At 49.7% G+C, this 19053-nt stretch carries 14 protein-coding genes; 10 read left to right on the top strand and 4 right to left on the bottom strand.

The features are described from left to right. Positions 1–363: 363 nt before the first annotated feature. The gene (locus ACEPSU_RS10750; RefSeq protein WP_020088714.1) at positions 364–726 is read right to left on the bottom strand and encodes a helix-turn-helix domain-containing protein; all 363 of its coding nucleotides are present in this window, start codon (positions 724–726) and stop codon (positions 364–366) included. A gap of 123 nt (positions 727–849) precedes the next feature. Between ACEPSU_RS10750 and ACEPSU_RS10745 the strand changes: the two genes are divergently transcribed. From ACEPSU_RS10745 to ACEPSU_RS10735, 3 genes are all read left to right on the top strand, one after another. After that, positions 850–2055, top strand: coding sequence for an MFS transporter (locus ACEPSU_RS10745; RefSeq protein WP_395321556.1), 1206 nt, complete (start codon positions 850–852; stop codon positions 2053–2055). A gap of 202 nt (positions 2056–2257) precedes the next feature. Then, complete coding sequence (locus ACEPSU_RS10740; RefSeq protein ID WP_395361541.1) at positions 2258–4375, top strand: lectin-like domain-containing protein; 2118 nt, start codon at positions 2258–2260, stop codon at positions 4373–4375. Between the two features lie 264 nt (positions 4376–4639). Beyond that, positions 4640–6805: a lectin-like domain-containing protein gene (locus tag ACEPSU_RS10735; protein WP_395321553.1), complete on the top strand. Its 2166-nt coding sequence runs from the start codon at positions 4640–4642 to the stop codon at positions 6803–6805. Between the two features lie 24 nt (positions 6806–6829). Here the strand turns inward: ACEPSU_RS10735 and ACEPSU_RS10730 are convergent, their stop codons facing one another. From ACEPSU_RS10730 to ACEPSU_RS10720, 3 genes are all read right to left on the bottom strand, one after another. Further along, entirely contained in the window at positions 6830–7489 is a 660-nt protein-coding gene (locus ACEPSU_RS10730; protein ID WP_395321551.1) for a TetR/AcrR family transcriptional regulator, read from the bottom strand. Positions 7490–7753: 264 nt separating this feature from the next. After that, positions 7754–8020, bottom strand: a complete 267-nt coding sequence (locus ACEPSU_RS10725) for a hypothetical protein (RefSeq protein ID WP_395321549.1) — start codon at positions 8018–8020, stop codon at positions 7754–7756. A gap of 227 nt (positions 8021–8247) precedes the next feature. Further along, the gene (locus ACEPSU_RS10720; RefSeq protein ID WP_395321547.1) at positions 8248–9198 is read right to left on the bottom strand and encodes an aldo/keto reductase family oxidoreductase; all 951 of its coding nucleotides are present in this window, start codon (positions 9196–9198) and stop codon (positions 8248–8250) included. Between the two features lie 293 nt (positions 9199–9491). On the opposite strand from ACEPSU_RS10720, the gene ACEPSU_RS10715 reads away from it, so the two are divergent. From ACEPSU_RS10715 to ACEPSU_RS10685, 7 genes are all read left to right on the top strand, one after another. Next, positions 9492–10250, top strand: coding sequence for an ABC transporter ATP-binding protein (locus tag ACEPSU_RS10715; protein ID WP_020088721.1), 759 nt, complete (start codon positions 9492–9494; stop codon positions 10248–10250). A 13-nt stretch (positions 10251–10263) separates the two neighbouring features. Beyond that, the gene (locus ACEPSU_RS10710; RefSeq protein ID WP_395321545.1) at positions 10264–12084 is read left to right on the top strand and encodes an FtsX-like permease family protein; all 1821 of its coding nucleotides are present in this window, start codon (positions 10264–10266) and stop codon (positions 12082–12084) included. A gap of 38 nt (positions 12085–12122) precedes the next feature. Further along, positions 12123–12503, top strand: coding sequence for a GntR family transcriptional regulator (locus tag ACEPSU_RS10705; RefSeq protein WP_395323185.1), 381 nt, complete (start codon positions 12123–12125; stop codon positions 12501–12503). A gap of 435 nt (positions 12504–12938) precedes the next feature. Continuing rightward, positions 12939–13343, top strand: a complete 405-nt coding sequence (locus tag ACEPSU_RS10700) for an iron-sulfur cluster biosynthesis family protein (protein ID WP_020088724.1) — start codon at positions 12939–12941, stop codon at positions 13341–13343. 255 nt (positions 13344–13598) lie between these two features. Further along, positions 13599–14933 (top strand): collagen binding domain-containing protein, encoded by a 1335-nt coding sequence (locus ACEPSU_RS10695; protein ID WP_395321542.1) that lies wholly within the window; start codon positions 13599–13601, stop codon positions 14931–14933. A 417-nt stretch (positions 14934–15350) separates the two neighbouring features. Beyond that, entirely contained in the window at positions 15351–17144 is a 1794-nt protein-coding gene (locus ACEPSU_RS10690) for a heavy metal translocating P-type ATPase (RefSeq protein ID WP_395321540.1), read from the top strand. A gap of 189 nt (positions 17145–17333) precedes the next feature. Next, positions 17334–18869 (top strand): multicopper oxidase family protein, encoded by a 1536-nt coding sequence (locus ACEPSU_RS10685; RefSeq protein WP_395321538.1) that lies wholly within the window; start codon positions 17334–17336, stop codon positions 18867–18869. Positions 18870–19053 lie beyond the last annotated feature (184 nt).

Here is a 19053-nt window from a genome sequence, read left to right as displayed (position 1 = left end):
AATTGTAGTACAAAAATAATCATGTAAATATGAATCTATTGGTAAAGACCGCTGTTCTTGATCGAGATAACCTGTTAAGGGTATGGGATTAGCTAAACCATAGCATTCGCTGAGACGCCTGACAAGCATTATCTTCACGGAAAATAGGGATAGCTGAGTGGTCTAAACAGGGTTAGTAGGCCCAATATGGTCAAGCTGTTGGTAACTGAAATTGGTCTGACTTTTCGTATAATTGTTTTTATTCATAGTCAGAACTAATTGCCTTGGTTAGCAAGTCACACCTTGAAGCGTCGCGTTAAAAATAGCCGGCCTCCCTTAACGACAATTAGGAGAACTGGCTATTGGTTGGTTGATGGTCAGAGCCTAAACGTCGTCACGACTGAGCAGGGTAATGGCCTCACCGTTACTTTGTCGCCGGTCGATATTATCCTCGCCCCAGACGCAGAGTTCATGCAAGATTCCCGACAGTGACTGGCCGTAGTCGGTTAGACTGTAGTCAACACGCGGTGGAACCTGCTGATAGACGTGGCGAGAGACGATGTTGGCGGCCTCCAATTCGCGGAGTTGTTGGGTCAACATCTTTTGAGAAATTTGCGGAATAGCGCGGGCAAGCTCACCGGTCCGCATGGTTTGATGACGTAGGTGACAGAGAATGATCGATTTCCATTTGCCACCGATGATCTCCATGGTGGCTTCGACACCAATGTGATAAGTTTTTGTGGGCATGAAACGGCCTCCTGACTGATAGTTACCTTTTGGTGGGTAGGGCACTTTAAAGTGGGTTCTTGTACTTGAGTTCTCAGCCAGTATAATCAATATTTATCGAGTTCGCAATTCAAGGAGGTCATTATGACAAAAAAACTTTCACCAACATTTACACTACTTGCACTGGCCGTTAGTGCCTTTGCAATTGGATCAACTGAATTTATTAGTGTGGGGCTGATTCCCCTATTGATTCAAAGCTTCCATGTGAGCCTAGCTCAAGCGGGGTTGACGGTCTCAGTCTACGCTTTGGGTATCATGGTCGGCGCGCCTGTCATGACACTGCTGACTGGGCAAATCAACCGACACACACTGATGGTGGTGATCATGCTGCTATTTATTTCGGGTAACTTGGTTGCTGCCTTTGCCCCAACTTTCGTGATTCTTTTAGCCGGACGAGTTATTGCCGCTTTGGCCCATGGTATCTTCATGACGGTGGCATCCGTGATTGCCGCTGACGTGGTGGCGCCTTCCAAACGGGCATCAGCAATCGCTGTGATGTTTACGGGACTGACGGTGGCTACGGTTACTGGGGTGCCTCTGGGAACCATGATTGGTCAATTAGGCGGTTGGCGCTGGTCATTTATTTTTATCAGTGTTATTGGCGTAATCGGTTTGATTGCCGATTACATTCTGGTTCCGCGGAATCTGCCGCTGCCCAGCAAGGCAACAGCGCGGGGCATCTTGCGTGTTTTGGGGAACCCACAACTCTTAGTGGCCTTATTGGTGACGGCTTTGGGTTACGGGGGAACCTTTGTAGCTTACACCTACCTATCTCCGTTGTTGGAACAACAGATGGGCTGGTCTAGTAGTGCTGTCGTGGTGATCCTGGTCGTCTATGGTTTGATGGTCGCTGTCGGTAACACGTTGGGTGGCCGCTGGGCGAATGCCAAGCCACTGGCAGCTTTATTGAAAATGTTTATCGGTCTCTTTGCCACGTTATTAGTCTTGACGGTAACGGCAAACAGCCAGTGGTTAGGTTTACTGACAGTCTTAGTGATGGGATTCTTCGCCTTCATGAACGTCCCTGGCCTACAATTGTACATCGTGCAGTTAGCAGAAAAGTATACGCCGGCTGATATCACGATGGCCTCAGCATTGAACATTTCGGCCTTTAACGTTGGAATTGCGTTAGGTTCAGGCATCGGTGGTCAGGTGACAAGTCGCTTCGGGCTGGGCTGGACGCCGTTGTTTGGAGCGTTGATGGTTGCGTTGAGCATTGTGTTAACGGTCGGCTTGATCCGGCTGGCGCGGCCATCCAAGGTCCTGATCAATAAATTTAATCATAATTAGACAAAAGACACGGCAGGGAGGTAAAACTCGCTGTCGTTTTATTTTACGTTAAATGCAATCGCTAACACAAGAATGCAAATACCTAATTATTTATATTGGGAGTTTTATACGCCGTTAACGAGTTTCCTCCGGTATAATTTGACCTTAGTAAGGACAGACTAGGGGGAGCACAGTGAAGAGGTTTTTAGTTATATTTTTCATAATGGGGATAGTCGTTAGTGTCTGGTCTAGCCGGAAGGTACAGGCGACGAGCAGAAACGCCGATTTAGCACATGCGATTGTAACGGCACCGACGGGAATGCCGTTGGATCAGGTATTTACAACCGATATCCCTGGATCATCGACGAAGTTATTGGATTCACCGACGATTCCTAAATCAATCGCACAGATTACGCCAGAAGAACCCAATCAGATTGGGGCTATTTGGTCGCGAGAGACGGCTGGTAATCAACAAAATCAGTTTAATTTAACTCAGAAAATGGAGATGGGTTTTTGGCTGTACTTTGGTAATCGTGGGGAGGCAGCCGGCGAAGGTATGGCGTTTGTCGTGCAGAATTCACCACAAGGGGACCATGCATTGGCGGCTAGTGGGCAATCGTTAGGGGTCTGGGGACACGTGACGAGTAACAATCAAGGGTTGTCGCAACAGATTGCGCAGACCGCTATTCAGAATAGTTGGGCACTGGAATTTGATACCCACGTTAATGGTGATATACATGAGTTGGCGGGTTACTTTGATGGGGCCACCGCAACGCGTAGGACCCCACATATTGCTTACGCTTCGCCGGCAGATCCGAGCTATTATTTGTGGACGCCGGAATTAGTGAATGGATCATGGGACAAAAATTATGTGCTACGCCACTACCATGCAAATCCGTTGCGTCATGGGGCGGATGGCTCTTGGCACCATTTGACGATGTCTTGGGATCCGAACTCGCGGTACTTAACTTATTACTATGATGATCGGGACCCAGCGACGAATGCCGAACGAGAAATTTTTGACTCTGATACGTTCCGTGTGAAACCTGAGGATGTGGCAACCGGAAGTGATCAAGAAAAGGCATATTGGGGGATTACTGGTGCTACCGGTCCCAATAATCAGGCGAATAATTTGGTCATGATCGACCATGCTTCATCCTTGGGAAAGGTTGCGGCCAACGCTTATCTCGATGATGAGACAACGAAGCAGTCAGTCACAGCGAGGACCACGGTAGCTGCCGGCGATCAGTTGACGTATCGCTATGAATTTGATTATCAACCGACTGACAGCGAGCAGGAACTCCAGCCGTTAACGATGACCATGCCGGTGCCTGAAGGGTTGGACGTGACTGGCGGTCAAATCAGCTACAGTGATCAAAAGACCGAGAAGATTGCTAAGTCACAGGGAAACCAGATCCAGGTGAAGTGGTCGCAGGGATTATCGAAGCAACGACACCATGCAACCGTCAAAGTGACAGGGAAAGCCTTACCTGTCACGCAATCAGTGACACGTCCAGCGGCGGTTGCCCAGTTCTATGGCGGCAACTATCAAACGACATTAACTGCCCCGGCCTACAAAGTTGCGGGCGGCCTGTACCTAAAGCTGACTAATCTTGGAGATGATGTATACCTAGTCAAGCGGCATGAGACGGCAACGATAAAGGTGCGTTTACAGAATGGAAACCTGCCACTGGATGTAGCGACAGTTGCACAATATCCGCTACAGCTTAGTCTAAACGGACAGTCTCACGCCTTATCAGAATTTGCGGGTGGGCTAGTTACCGGTGACGCTCCGGGAACGTATCAGTTTCAGATTCCCGCTAACCTATTGCGAGAGGGAGAGAATAGGTTGCGATTAAGAGCGACGGGTCATCAATTGTCCTCGAATGAAATCGCCATTTCACTGGTTCGTTCGCCGGGGACTCTGAGTTTTGAGCATGTGCCGCAAGTAGCCTCATTTGAAGCTCATGTTTTAGATGGGCGACAGCGGTTGCTGAAACGCCGTGATGATTGGCAACTCGGGATTCGTGATGAGCGCGGTCCGGAAAAGAACTGGCGATTGCAGGTTAAGATGACCGACGGCTTTACGACGACGAAGGGGCAACCATTGCGCGGCCAGCCATTGTTAATGACAGCTAACGGCCATCAGCCGTTGGATAACAATGTAACAACGGTCGCTGAGAAGCCCAGTCGTACCCAAGGTGAGGTGGTTTGGGTAGATCGGACGTGGGCAGCGAATACGGGAATCTTACTCGAAGTCGCCGCAGATGCCATAGCTGGCGATTATTCCGGAAGCTTGCAGTGGTTGCTTGAGGATGTGCCAGACTTGAATAATGGTTAGGCTAGGCCTGCGGGTTAGAAATAGTCACGCCACGCAACCATTGTGGGAAAAATGAAAATAGTCAATTTTAACCGGCCATCCTTCGAAAAATAGGCCACCCCAAACAGCAGGGAAAGCCTATCAATTCAGCACTTTAGATTGTACACAATTGTATTTCACACAATTATTTATGAAAACAACTTAATTTTGCGGTCAAATGGCCATTTCTCCTGTATACTCCCTAAGCGAGTGTTAATTCGATAGAGATTACAGGGAGGAATACACATGCGCCGATTATTAATCATTATTATAACATGCCTGGGAGTTGGTTTGCTAAGTGAACGGCAGGCCCAGGCTGCCGGAGTCGCCTTGGATGAAGATATGCAAGCTGCCATTAAGACGGCACCAAACGGGATGACATTGTCGTCACTATTTAATACAAATGATGTGAGTTACTCAGCTACTCAATTAGTAGATGGGACGTTTACTAAGGAGTCAATTGCCCAAATTACCAATGATAACATTGAACCGCGAGCAGAACAGGTGGGCGCGCTCTGGTCACAGCGGCTCGGTAAGACCGGGGCCAAGGTCAATCTGACTCACGATACGAGTTGGTCATTTTGGCTCTACTTTGGGAATAAGCAGGCTAAGCAGAGTTCTGGAATGGCCTTTGTCCTACAAAATGATACGGCGGCTACCCATGCGATTGCCAAGGGTGGAAAAGGGCAATCGTTAGGGGCCTGGGCTAGTGATGCTAATTCTCGAGCCTCGAGTACGGACCTGGCCGCCATAGCGATTCAACATAGTTGGGCATTGGAGTTTGATACCACGGTCAATAAGACGCCTAGTCTTGGTGCCGGAAATTACTACGATGCGGAGGGTATCCCAAGTCAGGGACCACATATTGCGAGTGGTTATCCAGCAGATGCTTCTATGTACAAACAGTATGGTCAGCGAAACAAACATTATTTTTCTTTGAAACATCAACAGCCTAAGTTGATGGCGAATCCTGCCGATGGTCAATGGCGCCACGTGACGATTGATTGGAAAGTGCAGAGCAGTCAGATGACTTATGCCTTCAACGATCAAGATCCTAAGACGCGTCAACCGATGAAGCCAGAGGTTCAGGACACCGTTACGATTGATCGTAAGAAGTTATCCGCTGACGGGAAAACACCGGCCAATGAAGTGGCCTGGGGAATTACCGGGTCCACTGGTAAGTTCAACAGTGCTAATCAGTTGGTCGTTCTGGATCAAACACCCCGTCAGATACAATTCTCAAAGTTGGCGGAAACAAACATCATGCAAAATATGGCCGTTAAACGCAAGATTAAAGAAGGGGACACGGTCTTCCCTGGTGAGACGTTGCGCTACGTTCTGCATGCAACGGCAGATCATCCAACGCAATTAGGGACATTGACAACAGCTACGGCACTGTTACCAGCGATATCCGCGGTTAAACGCATTCGGGGACACTTCACGAATGATGGGATGCATGCCCTCCATCCGTTAAATGATCAGGAGTTATTAGCTGATCGTGTAGATGCCCGAATTGCGAGTCGGGCCTTCTCTACGGCGACCCCCTCGTTAGCATTTTGGTTGAAGACGGAAATCCAGCCAGTGGATCATGATGTCTATGTGCCACCACGTAAAGTTATCTTTTCCGGAGTGGATCATTACGTTGAGATAGAGTCGGCGGGGTATACGGTTAAACGGAAGCTCAATTTAAAACTGGAGAGCTTAGACGACGGGGCGCTGAGCGTTGAAAAAGGGGAGGACGCGACAGTTCATGCGCGACTTTCCAACAATGGTAAAGATATTAATGACGACATCATAGCAGATACCAAGGTTCGAATCGACGTCGGTGGCCTGACTTTTAATCTGAGTCAACTCAAGGGATCCTGGGAAGGCACATCCGGAAAATTCCAGTTCAAGGTGCCTAGCCGATTATTGAAACCGGGTAAGAACAATATTTCGGTCCAAGCATCGAACCGCAAAGATGAAACCCAACCGTTAAAAATCGCTGTTAACCAACGTTCAGGGGACTTGGCGTTTGATACCATGCCTTGCAACTGTAATTTTAAAGGCGAGCTGAACGGGAGACACCAGATGATTGGTCGAGACAAGGATTGGCAATTACGGGTACGTGATGGCCGAGGTGCCGGGAGTTCTTGGAAGCTTCAACTAAACGTTAGTAAGAAATTTACCACCACGGATGGTCGTGAATTGAGTGGAAACGTGGTCTACCGTAATGGAAAAGCCCGCCAGAAGCTGACTATTGGGGACAAGCCGACAGTAATTGAAGAACAAACGACTAAGGAAGACGATGAATGTACTGACGTTGCTCAAAAATGGAAAGATAACGATGGTGTCTTAATTGAGGTCAATGGTGATGCCGTTGCCGGTGATTACAGTGGTGAACTGCTGTGGCAATTGACGGATGCACCATAAGAAAAACAAGTCTAGACAGTGTGTCTAGGCTTGTTCTGGTTGTAAGACTTTCTCGAGTTCGGCGACGAGGTACTTGGCTTCATTGTCGTCATCCCAATCCCGGTTGGGGAAGAGCACGTACCGGTCAAGAATGTAGCCAGCAACGATCGACGCAATGTAACGGAAAATCATGGTGAATGGCCAGTTGATAATCAAGTTGTGTTTTTGTAGCTTGGTCACCGTACCCTCAAAGGACACGATGAATTGCTTACGAGCAACGTCGATGAATTCCTGACGAAGATCCTCGTTGTAGAGCAGTTCACTGAAGAAAACCTTGATGGCGTCTTGATTGGCATCGGCGAATTCCATGCGGTTCTGCACGAAGATAATCAGAAAGTCATGAAGGTTCGTGAAAGGCTTACTCAGTGTATCTTTCTTCAGCTCAGCGGCAACGTCCGGAATAATTTGGAAGATGACGGGTTCCAAGGCGACCCGAAGAATATTAGCCTTGGACTTGAAATGCTTGAACATGGTGCCCTCAGATTGGTGGGCGGCAACTGCAATTTGGTGGGTACTGGTATTGGCGTACCCCTGCTTGGCAAAGAGTTGAATGCTGGCAATCAGCACGTCTTTTTGCTTTTGCGTGAGCTCCTTCGTCGCTTGAATAGTGGCGGGAAACTGATCCAATATTTTATTAACAGACATGGCACGACCACCTTTTTGTATTTGAAATTTACTGATACGCCGGTGCGGTTATCAGTAGGGTTATTTAAGTTTTGGAAGGGTCTTCTTAATCTTACCAGCTTCCTTAGTAAATACCAATTAAGGTGCTAGAGCAGACTAGGTGGTTTCCACACCAGCTGGAATTTTCAGCAGTTGGAAGTGGAAAACGTTAAAACTTTGAGAGTCATTAAAAATCGGGGATGCTCACAGTCATCCCCGGTTTTTAAGTAAAGATCTTTATTTGAATTAATGTGCCTGTGCAGCAGTCTTCTTGTAAGCAAAGTAGAACTGTGTGATTGCCAAGATAACGTTGACCCAGTTAACTGCAGTGAACCAGCCTGTCAGACCAGCAACGCCAGCGGCACCGTAGAATACCCAGAAGCCGGCAATAATAGCAACCACGTTGATCCAGCCGAACCACTTCATTAATTCCCGGTTTGTCGTCGCGGTGCAGGTCCAAATTCCGTTGATAACTAACCAAATAGCAAGAATCCAAAATGTTGTGGTAAACATGATAAAATCCCCTTTCTAGTTATCGAGCGAGTAATCACTCGCCCTTGATTACAACTACAGTGTAACACCGTTTAAAAAAAGTACAACCCCTTTAGTAAAAAAGTTTATGGTGGATTTGGAACCGTTTTCCCAAACGCCTGGTGGGCCAGCTTTTGCCGACTTACTGGAAAATAAAAAACGTTCAGAAGGTTTTCTGAACGTTTCGAGATACATTAGTTATTGTGATTTTAAGGTAAGTCGTTCCCAGCAGCCAGGTAGATATCGTACCATTCCTGCTTAGTCAGTGTAACGTCGGCACCGGCCGCACTGTCCGTGATGTGGGCGGGATTCATCGTACCCAGCAAGACTTGGATGTTAGCGGGGTGGCGAAGAATCCAAGCCACGGCAATCCCGTTCTTGGAAACACCATACTTGTCAGCTAACTTTTGTAAAACCTTATTTAACTCGGCGTACTTCGGATCATTGATGAACATTCCCGCAAATAGGCCGTATTGGAATGGCGACCAGGCTTGAATGGTGATGTGATTCCGCCGGGCAAACTCGATCATTCCAAAGTCGTTATGTGTTGGAACGTCGCCCATGTTGACGTGAAGACCTTCCGTAATCATACCGGCGTGAGCTGCGCTGAATTGCAGTTGGTTGAACATCAACTTTTGGTCAACGGCGTCTTGCACCATCAGGTATTGTTGTACGTTGAAGTTGGAAACCCCAAAGTGACGAACTTTACCTTCACGTTGCAGGGTGTTGAAGGCATCAGCAATTTCGTCCGGTTCCATCAGTGGGTCTGGCCGGTGAAGGAGGAAGGCATCCAGGTAGTCGATTCCCATCCGGGAAAGAATCCCATCGACGGCGTCAATCAGATGTTGCTTGCCGTAATCGTAGCGTTGGCCAAAGACCAAGTCATCGTGGCTCCGGTTAGGGTCGAGCACAATGCCACCCTTGGATTGGATGTAAAAGTCATCACGTGAGAGACCGGAGACTTTGAGGGCATCGCCAAAGATTCTTTCAGAATTACCGTTGACGTAAATATCAGCGGAGTCAATGTAATTAATGCCAGCTTCGTGCGCTGCTTGCAGAGACTTGACGGCATCATCCTTACTCAGAACGCCCATCCGCATGATCCCTAAAGCGACGGCGGAGGCTTGCCAGTTACTGCCACCTAATTGCAGTTGTTTCATCAGAAGAACTCCCTTATTTTCAGATTTGGAACTTACAATTTTAATTGTACAACGAAAGTGGGGAAAGGTCGCGCGAGATGTTTGGTCGTCAGCGATTACTGGGTTGGGTACTGGTGAATTTTTCTGGCGCTGGTAAGGCCCGCTAAGGCATTGACGTGCTGGGCAGTTAACGGACCTAACCGCGAAGAAGTTATCTGGGGAGATAAAAATAATGATTGACAATTCCAGCTCAACCGTTATAGTTAATTACACAAGTAACTAACCAATAGACTAAAGAGTGGGGGATTTTAAAAATGACAACAAATACTGTGGTTAACGTCCACAATCTAGAAAAGACTTACGGCAAGGCTAATGAACGCCAGTACAAGGCGTTGAAGGGGCTCGACTTCACGGTGGAAGCCGGCGAATTTGTCGGGATCATGGGGGCTTCTGGTTCGGGGAAGACTACGCTACTGAACATGCTATCAACGCTGGATGTGCCTACTAAGGGCGATGTCGTGGTCAATGGTCACGATGTCACGAAGATGCGAGGCAACCAGCTCGCTGACTTTCGGGCGCAAGAAGTTGGCTTTATTTTCCAAGACTTTAACTTATTAGAGAGTTTGACGGCCGAAGAAAATATCGGCCTACCACTGGCTCTGAAGGGGACACCATCTCGGGTGATGGACCAGGCCATCCATGAGGTTGCCACAACGCTGTCGATTGCTGATCTTTTACAGAAGTACCCGGCTGAGTTATCCGGAGGCCAAAAGCAACGGGTCGCTGCCGCCCGGGCCATCGTCCACCACCCCTCAATCCTAATGGGTGACGAACCGACTGGGGCATTGGATTCCACGAGCGCCCGTGAGTTACTCGACCTGTTGACGACGATTAATCAGAAACAGCACATGTCTGTACTACTGGTGACCCATGATCCGTTCTCTGCCAGCTTCTGTCAACGCATCCTGTTTATCAAGGATGGTCAGATTGGTTCCGAGATCAAGCGTGGCGAGCAAGACCGGAGTGCCTTTTACCAGCAGATCTTAAATGAGCTGGGGACGTTTAACGAGTAAGGGGAAGTCAATAATGTTAGGAAAATTAGCACTGGCCGGAATCAAGAACCGGCGACGAGACTACCTCGTCTTATTGGCGGGACTGACCATGTCGGCCGCCATCTTCTATATGTTTGCCAACCTGGCGACCAACCGGGCCTTTCTGAAGGCTAACGCTATGGTCAATCAGGCTAGCATTATCTTCGGTTTTGGCGCGGTTCTGCTGATTCTGATCACCATCGTCTATATCATGTACGCCAACAGTTTCCTATTGAGTATGCGTCAACACGACTACGGCCTGTTCATGATGCTCGGAGCCACTCGAAAGCGTATCGGGGAATTAGTCTTCCTAGAGACGTTGATCCTAGGGACCATCGCGACCGCCATTGGAATTGCACTGGGGTTACTGATGAGCCAGTTCTTAGTAGGGCTCTTGTTGGATATGCTGGGGCTACATCTTGCCCACCTATCCGCAGTCTACTTACCGGCAATTATCGCAACGGCGGTTCTCTACGTGGGCCTCTTCATTTTAGCCTCATTGTTTAACATGGTACGGTTGACCCGGACCACCGTGTTGAAATTACTTCACACGGATGAACAAGCCAACCAACCTAAAATTCATCCCTTCCGGCAGATGGTCGCCGCAGTCTTGGGCGTGGCCTTTCTGGGGATCGGTTACTGGGCACTGGCAGCCATTAAGATGCTACAAGTGATGGCGATTCCGGTCGCCCTAGTCACCATTACAATCGGGACTTACCTGTTGTTCCGTGCGACCTTGCTGGTCATTATTCAGGGATTACGCCGAACCAAGTGGGCCAAGCGGCATTTAAATGGCTTCCTCCTGGGCCAGCTGAACTTTCGGGTCTACAATTACACGCGAATGTTAACGATTGTATCGTTGTTGTTCGCGATGGCCCTGGGTGCGATCACCGTGGGGTCCGGCTATCACCGGCAGTTGCCAATGATGGCTAATTCCATCGGAACGTACACCGTCGCCATTCACAACAAGAATGCTCAGGAACAAAAACTGATCGACCAGTTAAATGTTGAGCACCAAGCCACGTACACTCAGAAGCGGCAGGGTAAGGTTGTCTACTACAACGCCGGTGAGTTGCAACAACAGCCATTTGAGCTTAGTAAGAGTGCACAGTTAGCGAAGAGCCTGAAGCACCCGAAGTTCTACACGGAGTCGCTCGCCAAGTTCAAGAAGAGTGGCGTGCAAGACTTTGATTTTCAAAGTTTAGCCGTGCGTCAGGACATGGGATTCTACACGCCGAAGATTCTCAACGCTAAGCAATTTGCTAAGCAAAAAGGGACCACTCTGACCGTGACAACGGTGCGGGTCAAGGACCTCGTACAGGATCAAAAAGTTCTGAAGCAGCTGAATCACATGGAGGTGAAACGCTTTGCCCTCCCCGAACAGGTCACAGTCGGTAACTATCAAAGTTATGAGATGATGAGCGGTATCTTTGGTGGTCTAGAATTCATGGGTTACTTCCTGGGGATCGCCTTCCTGGCAATGTTAGCTTCCTGCCTGATGTTTAAGATTCTCTCGGGAGCGCCTGGCGATAAGCAACGTTACCAAATGCTGTATAAGATTGGGGTGCGTCAAAACCTGATGCGTCACGGGATTGCGAAAGAAATTGGGATTTTATTCCTGATTCCTGGTATCATGGGAGTAATCGATGTTCTGTTTGGTCTGCAAATGTTTAAGCCGATCATGTCCAGTCCGATGAGCCCTTACCTGGGCATCGGCAGTATCTTTGCCATCTTCATCGGCCTGTACGCCATTTACTATGCGATTACGTTGACCCTCTATTGGCGAATCGTGTTGCCCAAGGCGCCAACGAACTAGTCGACAGAACGAGTTCACAAAGAATGTGGGAAATGACAATGAAATTTAATTTCGATAGTCCGGAACCAATCTACCTGCAGGTGGCCGAACAAGTTGAAGAAGCTATCTTCACCGGAATCTATCGGGCGGGCGAACAGGTCCCGTCCACGACGGAAATGTCCAAAGAATTTCATATTAATCCGGCAACGGTGCTCAAGGGCATCAACCGGCTAGTTGCTGCGGGGATCATCGAGAAACGTCGCGGAGTGGGGATGTTTGTCACAGCCACGGCTGAGACGACGATTCGGGAGAAACGCCGTGCGGAGTTCTATGACCGCTACGTTAGTCGTTTTACCAGTGAGGCCAAGAAGCTTAATCTGTCAGAGGATGAGCTGATTGCGCTGATCAAACGCGGTTATGAGGACGATCCGACCGGCTAGTCTAATTTGCTGAATGAGCCAGATGAAGGGCGTGCTATTGGCGCCTTTCATCTGGCTTTTGTGCGTTTCTCGACGGTTGAGAACAGGTGACGCCTGCGATGGGCAGAGACTCCGTCTGCTAACAGAGCGTGAGTAATCTCGCTACCTCGGTGACTGATTAAGTGGCGACCTGCCTAAACTTTAATGTCGCATCACGGTATTTCTCAGAGACATAATGCTGCTTGAGCCAGAATGTGGGGTGAGGTTGGCGTCAACGTTTGAAAGGGTGAAAAGAAGATCTAGCCGCAGGCGGATGTTTTTACTATGATTCAAGGTGGGAAAAATGATTCAGAAGGTCACCCCAAGTCGAGTTGATTTACAAATTAGCCGAATGAAGTTATAGTTAATTGTGCACAATTGATTGAACGATGGTTGGCAAGAAAGAGGGAAATAATCATGGAAATCACGATTAAAGATGCAGCGAAGGCGTACTTAGCCGAAAATGTTCAGCCGGGCAGTACCCTGCTACTGACTACGGATGATGGATCTAACCGGTACTCAACGGTGGGAGGTACCTGTGCCATCGGTGATAAATTCCAGTTCGTCGCTCTGACCGATGATGATCCCGACTATCCCATTACCGTCACCAATAACACGGCGTGGACGTTGAAGACGAATGCCGATACCGAATTGTATTTGAGTAATGGCCTGATTTTAGACCGAGTCTTTAACCAACTCTCCTTGCGAGATGACAGTGGCATCTTGGACAGTGCCGTTGGGCTAATCACCTATACGGCTGAAGAAAAATCAAAGTTAGATTTGAAGAAGGAAATGCAAACGTTGGGTACGCGTATCTGCTAGGCGTTTGGGAAGAACGAAACCGGCTTCCCCTGTGGCGCACGTTTCGACTATATAAAATAGCATAACCAGCGAGCTTGGGATTTTGTCCCAGGCTTTTTTTTCGAAATTGAACCGAAATTTTGAAGACTAGTCGGTATGCTCTGACAGATTGGGAAGTTCTTCACTCAATTTTGACAACCTGTCCCGCTACTATTGCCAAGCGGTTGCACGGGCGCGTATACTTTGAGTATCTAAAAGTTTCGGGAGGGGATATTTTTGAAGATAAATAGTAAATCTTGGCGACTGCTGATTGGATTCTTTAGTTTAGTGTTCTTATTAGTTGTCAGCCAAGTGGCGACACCGGCCAAAGCCGCAACCAACCATAATGGTGCAGACTTTACCACCTCAGCCAGTGTGACCAACGGACCGGATTTCAAGCATTCCGATACGATTGATGTCCAGTATAACTTGGACTTTGGTGACACGCCGCTTAAGAGTGGCGATACCATCACGCTTGATTTTCCGGAGAACTTGAAGGGGAAGACCCCCGGTGATACTTTCAAAGTTTACGATGACGATGGCACGGTGATTGGTGAAGCGGTCATATCCGACAAGGGTGTTGTCATCACCATGAACGATGCGTTGGAGGGTAAAACCAACAGCAAGTTGACTTTGAACATGATGACTAAGTATCGTTACGAAGATTCTGGCGAGAAGGATGTTGTTTTCCCACTCGAAAACAACGGGAGTAGCACTTCTCAGATCAACATTGTTGAAAATGAAGCCAACCTTTCTAAGAAGGGGACGCTGCAGGATGATGGGACCATCAAGTGGACCATCTTAGTTGATCGGCGAGCCATTGACATGGAAAACTTGGACATTACCGACACGATTGGTGCCAACCAAGAATTAATCCATGGCATGACTGTAAGTAACGGATATTGGGAAAGTACCACGACTTACAAACGCGAAAAGCCAGCAATGACTGAAGGCACCGACTACAACGTTACATACAACGACAAGGGGTTTGACCTGTCCTTTAACGACACCGTCAGCAATCTTGTGGTCATCGATTACTATACTAAGGTGACCGACCCGTCGTTGATTGATTCTGGTTACAAATTTAAAAACAACGCTGTCATGACTTGGGGTGGGGGCACTTCAGGGGACAAGAATTCCGAAGAAGCAAATGGGAAAGTTTCCTCTTCAAACGGTAACAGTGGTTCTGGTGGTGGCGACACCCATGAAACCGAAGAACCTGGGGTTGATCCCGATGTCGATACTGGGACCGGGACGACCGATACCGATGGTGGAACTGAAACCGATGAAGAAGAGGCTGAACGCGAAGACAAAGAAAACGAACAAGCCGCTAAAAAGGAAGCTGCCAAGAAGGCTGCTAAGAAGCAAGCTGCCAAGGCCGCTGCCGCAAAAGCTGCCGCTGCGAAGGCTGCCGTTGCTAAAGCAACCGCAACCGAGAATCCTGGCACCACGAAGACCACAAACACGAAGTTACCTCAGACCAATGATCAGGGGAACTTATCCGGCGTGCTCGGTGGCGTTCTGGTATTAGCGACGCTAGGTGCAGGCGTGATTGTTCGTCGTCACTTCTAGAAATTACTCAGTGTAAAAATGTCGCCTGCGGTTGCCAGAAACTCCGCCTGCTATGGGGAACGCCTTCAGCCGAAGAACGGGCTTCCGGCTCGGTTTGAAACCTCGCCAAGTTCAGGCGAGTTTCCAAACGCGTCCCACGGTGTAAGACCGGGAAAAACCAATCGCCCAGACTAACACCGTCGTCACAGCTGGCTACGTTTCTGGCCTCCTCCGGCTGAGCCATCTTTTACTATGAGTATTTAGTGAGTTCCGTTTTTGATTTGATAGACGATAATATTTGGCTTAAGGCTGATTTAGTAGAGAGTTCGACCGCGGTCGGGCTCTTTTTGTTTCGCAAAACGCCGGTTCACATGTGGTAAAAGTCACAAGCTTTGGTATACTCAAGGTAACAATTACGATTTAAGGGGAGGGACCATAATGCAACAATTACGGCAATACCGCCAATTTTGGTTCGTCATTATCTTAGGAGCCATCGCGTTGTGGCTTCAATTTGTTAATCATCAGGCAATGTGGGCGCAGGTCCTAATTACCGGGCTGGGCTTGCTACTTGCTATTATTATGTTTATCGAAATGGTCCGGACGCTGCGCTCGGGTAAATTCGGCGTGGACCTGCTGGCCATTACGGCGGTGTTGGCCACGTTGGCCGTGGGTGAGTATTGGGCGGCACTGATTGTTCTGCTAATGCTGACCGGGGGCGATGCTCTGGAAGACTTTGCGGCCAGTCGGGCCAACAGCGAGCTTCAAGAGTTGTTGAATAATTCACCACAGACCGCGCACCGGGTCGTGGGCGACCGACTGAGCGATGTTGCCGTGAGCTTGGTGGCGGTTGGCGATCGGTTACTGGTCAAGCCGGGCGAAGTCATGCCAGTCGATGGCACGCTAGCGACTGGGCCCACCACAGTCAATGAAGCTTCACTGACGGGTGAGGCCCGACCGATTGAGAAACAGGTCGGTGACACCGTCATGTCCGGAAGCATCAACGGTGAGGCATCGGTCTACTTACAAGCCGACCAGACTGCCGACAACAGTCAGTACCAGAACATTGTCCGCTTGGTTCAACAGGCCGAGGCACAACCGGCCAAATTTGTGCGGATGGCCGATCGGTATGCGGTGCCGTTTACCTTGCTGGCCTACGTCATCGCTGGCCTAGCTTGGTTCTTCTCCGGTGACCCGGTGCGGCTAGCAGAGGTCCTGGTCGTGGCGTCACCGTGCCCATTGATTTTGGCGGCGCCGATTGCCCTGATCTCGGGGATGAGTCGGGCTAGTCGAAATGGGATCATCGTTAAGACGGGGACGACGCTGGAAAAATTGGCGCAGGTCAAGACGTTTGCGTTTGATAAGACCGGGACGATTACTCAGGGACGGCTGGTCGTGGACCAAGTCGTTCCCGTTACAGCGTTGCCCGCGGAAAAGTTGCTTCAGTTGGCAGCCAGCACCGAGCAGCACTCGGGTCACGTCCTGGCACAGTCGCTAGTTGCGGCTACAACTGAGCCGTTACTGCCAGCAACCGCGGTCAACGAGACCACGGCCCAAGGAGTGGCGGCAATGGTGGACGGTCAGAAAGTTCGCGTTGGTAAGAGTGGTTTCGTGACGGACGAAGCCGTGGATAAAACCAATCAGACGGCGGTCTACATCTCAATTGCTGGTATTTACCAGGGGTACGTCAGTTTTAACGACCGGGTGCGGCCAGAAGCTAGGCGAACGATGGCGGCTCTGCGGGCGGCTGGGGCCAATCACCTCCTGATGATCTCAGGGGATCGCCGGCCAATTGCCGAAACGATTGCCAGTGAGGTCGGTATTGATCAGGTTCATGCGGATTGTTTGCCTGCCGACAAAATTAAGGTCTTGGCTGAGCTCCCCGCTGAGCAGCGGCCGGTGGCCATGGTGGGGGACGGAATTAATGACGCACCATCACTGGCGACTGCGGATGTCGGTATTGCCATGGGGGCGCACGGGGCGACGGCGGCTAGCGAATCGGCGGATGCGGTCGTCTTAAAGGATGATCTGACTCGGGTCAGTACGGCCCGCCAGATTGCTCACGACACCATGCGCGTGGCTAAGCAGGCCGTGTTGATTGGTATCTTCATCTGCACCGGCTTGATGGTGATTGCCAGCTTTGGGGTTATCCCAGCCATCATCGGGGCCGTCTTCCAGGAAGTTGTGGACACGGTCACCATCCTCTACGCGCTACGGGCACGGGCGGATCGGTAGCTATTATTTACTTGAAAATGAAACTTCAAACGGGTTGCCTGCGGGCGGCCTTTTTACGTTCCGGAAGGGTTGGATCGAACTGATCGACTGGGCGGTTGAAAATTGCGCGTTCATTTCCCCCAGATTGGTGAATGCGGTATTATGGACTTGTACAGTGTTGCCAAATCAAATCGAAGAGGAGCCTGAAAGATGACAAAATCAATCTACACCGATTATTTCTTTGATGAACCGGCTTTTAACACGCATGACGGGGGTTACGTCCCGTTGGAGGAACCCGATACGCCGCAACAACCGCTACGGATTCCCCCACTTTTAAAGCCTGACAAGGAGACCGCCACGGATACCTACTACACGGTCGAGGCCCAAGCTGGGGAGACACAATTGTTGCCCGGCAAGAAGACCAAGACCTGGGGGTATAACGGGAGTCTGCTCGGTCAGACCCTTGTCTTTGCTAAGGGCAAGACGATGCATATCGATCTAAAAAATAAGTTACCTGAATTGACCACTTTCCACTGGCATGGACTGAATGTTCCTGGGCCATACACGGATGGTGGGTGTCACGCCCCAGTTTATCCTGGCAAGACGCGACACATTGATTTTAAAGTCGACCAACCAGCCGCAACGTTGTGGTTACACGCCCATCCATGTCCATCAACGGCCGAACAGGTCTGGAAGGGCCTGGCGGGCTTGGCGCTGGTCACCGATGAGCAAGAAGCCAAGTTGCCATTTCCAAGAAACTACGGGGTCGATGATATTCCGTTAGTTTTACAGGACCGGCGTTTCCACGAGGATAATCAATGGGATTACGAAGCTGATTATGATCCGGATGGTGTTCAAGGTCCCACGGCAATGATCAATGGGACGATCAATCCTTACTTCGATGTCACCACGCAACGGCTACGCCTGCGCATTCTGGATGGGGCAAACCGGCGCGAGTGGCGGCTGCACTTCAGCAATGACCTGCCATTTACACAAGTGGCTTCGGATGGTGGCGTGATGCCGGAACCCGTTGAATTTACCCACTTGATGTTGACCTGTGCGGAACGGGCTGAAGTCATCGTGGACTTCGGCAAGGCCAAGCCGGGGGAAACGGTCACGTTGTATTCCGACGATGTTCCGTTGGTTCGGTTCCGCATTCACGAGTTTAAGCCGGATACGACTAAGTTACCCGACCACCTCGTCGATATTCCCGATCCAGAAGTTACGCCGAATACGCCGGTACGCAAGGTCGTGATGTCCGGGATGGATGAGCAAGTCATGATCGACGGTAAGAAATTTGAAATGCAACGGATCGATGCGAAGCAAAAGGTGGGCAACGTCGAGCTCTGGGACGTTACCAACACCAACGATATGGGGAGCGGCATGGTTCACCCCTTCCACATGCACGGGACGCAATTCCTGGTGCTCTCGCGGAATGGTAAGGCCCCGTACCCCAACGAGCACGGCTTCAAGGACACGGTCGGCGTCAACCCAGGAGAAACGGTCCGTATCAAGGTCCGGTTCGAGCACACGGGGGTCTACATGTACCACTGCCATATCATCGAGCACGAAGACGGCGGCATGATGGCACAAATTGAAGCTTATGATCCAGACCATCCACAAACGTATAAACTAATGGATATGGATACCTTAATGAACGCGGTAGCCAAGGAGCGGGGGATTGCGGTTAAAGACCTCCACCTCGCTGGAATGAGTTCGTATGAGAAGATGGGGATGAAGATGTAAGAGAGTGGAACAAGCCGTTTAGATTCTGAGCATTAGGGAAATAAGGGGCTTCTGTTCGGCTATGCCGGGCAGGAGTTTCTTATTTTGCTAAGCGGAAGAATCTGGCTTGAGGAATTCGTTTCGGAGGCCGCAAGTTTCCGAACATCAAGGCGAGAGCAAGACTAATTCTTTAAGCCAGTCTTAC

The organism is Levilactobacillus parabrevis (assembly GCF_044051715.1).
In the GTDB taxonomy this organism is placed as follows: Bacteria; Bacillota; Bacilli; order Lactobacillales; family Lactobacillaceae; genus Levilactobacillus; species Levilactobacillus parabrevis.
Note: the sequence above shows the minus strand (reverse complement) of the source record. Positions and strands in the feature narration are given on the sequence as shown.

Bases quoted from the DNA above. Each gene is read 5' to 3' on its own strand.
- ACEPSU_RS10735 (WP_395321553.1), top strand. From the start codon at position 4,640: ATGCGCCGATTATTAATCATTATTATAACATGCCTGGGAGTTGGTTTG.
- ACEPSU_RS10750 (WP_020088714.1), bottom strand. From the start codon at position 726: ATGCCCACAAAAACTTATCACATTGGTGTCGAAGCCACCATGGAGATC.
- ACEPSU_RS10725 (WP_395321549.1), bottom strand. From the start codon at position 8,020: ATGTTTACCACAACATTTTGGATTCTTGCTATTTGGTTAGTTATCAAC.
- ACEPSU_RS10700 (WP_020088724.1), top strand. From the start codon at position 12,939: ATGGAAATCACGATTAAAGATGCAGCGAAGGCGTACTTAGCCGAAAAT.
- ACEPSU_RS10730 (WP_395321551.1), bottom strand. From the start codon at position 7,489: ATGTCTGTTAATAAAATATTGGATCAGTTTCCCGCCACTATTCAAGCG.
- ACEPSU_RS10705 (WP_395323185.1), top strand. From the start codon at position 12,123: ATGAAATTTAATTTCGATAGTCCGGAACCAATCTACCTGCAGGTGGCC.
- ACEPSU_RS10740 (WP_395361541.1), top strand. From the start codon at position 2,258: ATGGGGATAGTCGTTAGTGTCTGGTCTAGCCGGAAGGTACAGGCGACG.
- ACEPSU_RS10720 (WP_395321547.1), bottom strand. From the start codon at position 9,198: ATGAAACAACTGCAATTAGGTGGCAGTAACTGGCAAGCCTCCGCCGTC.
- ACEPSU_RS10715 (WP_020088721.1), top strand. From the start codon at position 9,492: ATGACAACAAATACTGTGGTTAACGTCCACAATCTAGAAAAGACTTAC.
- ACEPSU_RS10685 (WP_395321538.1), top strand. From the start codon at position 17,334: ATGACAAAATCAATCTACACCGATTATTTCTTTGATGAACCGGCTTTT.
- ACEPSU_RS10745 (WP_395321556.1), top strand. From the start codon at position 850: ATGACAAAAAAACTTTCACCAACATTTACACTACTTGCACTGGCCGTT.
- ACEPSU_RS10690 (WP_395321540.1), top strand. From the start codon at position 15,351: ATGCAACAATTACGGCAATACCGCCAATTTTGGTTCGTCATTATCTTA.
- ACEPSU_RS10710 (WP_395321545.1), top strand. From the start codon at position 10,264: ATGTTAGGAAAATTAGCACTGGCCGGAATCAAGAACCGGCGACGAGAC.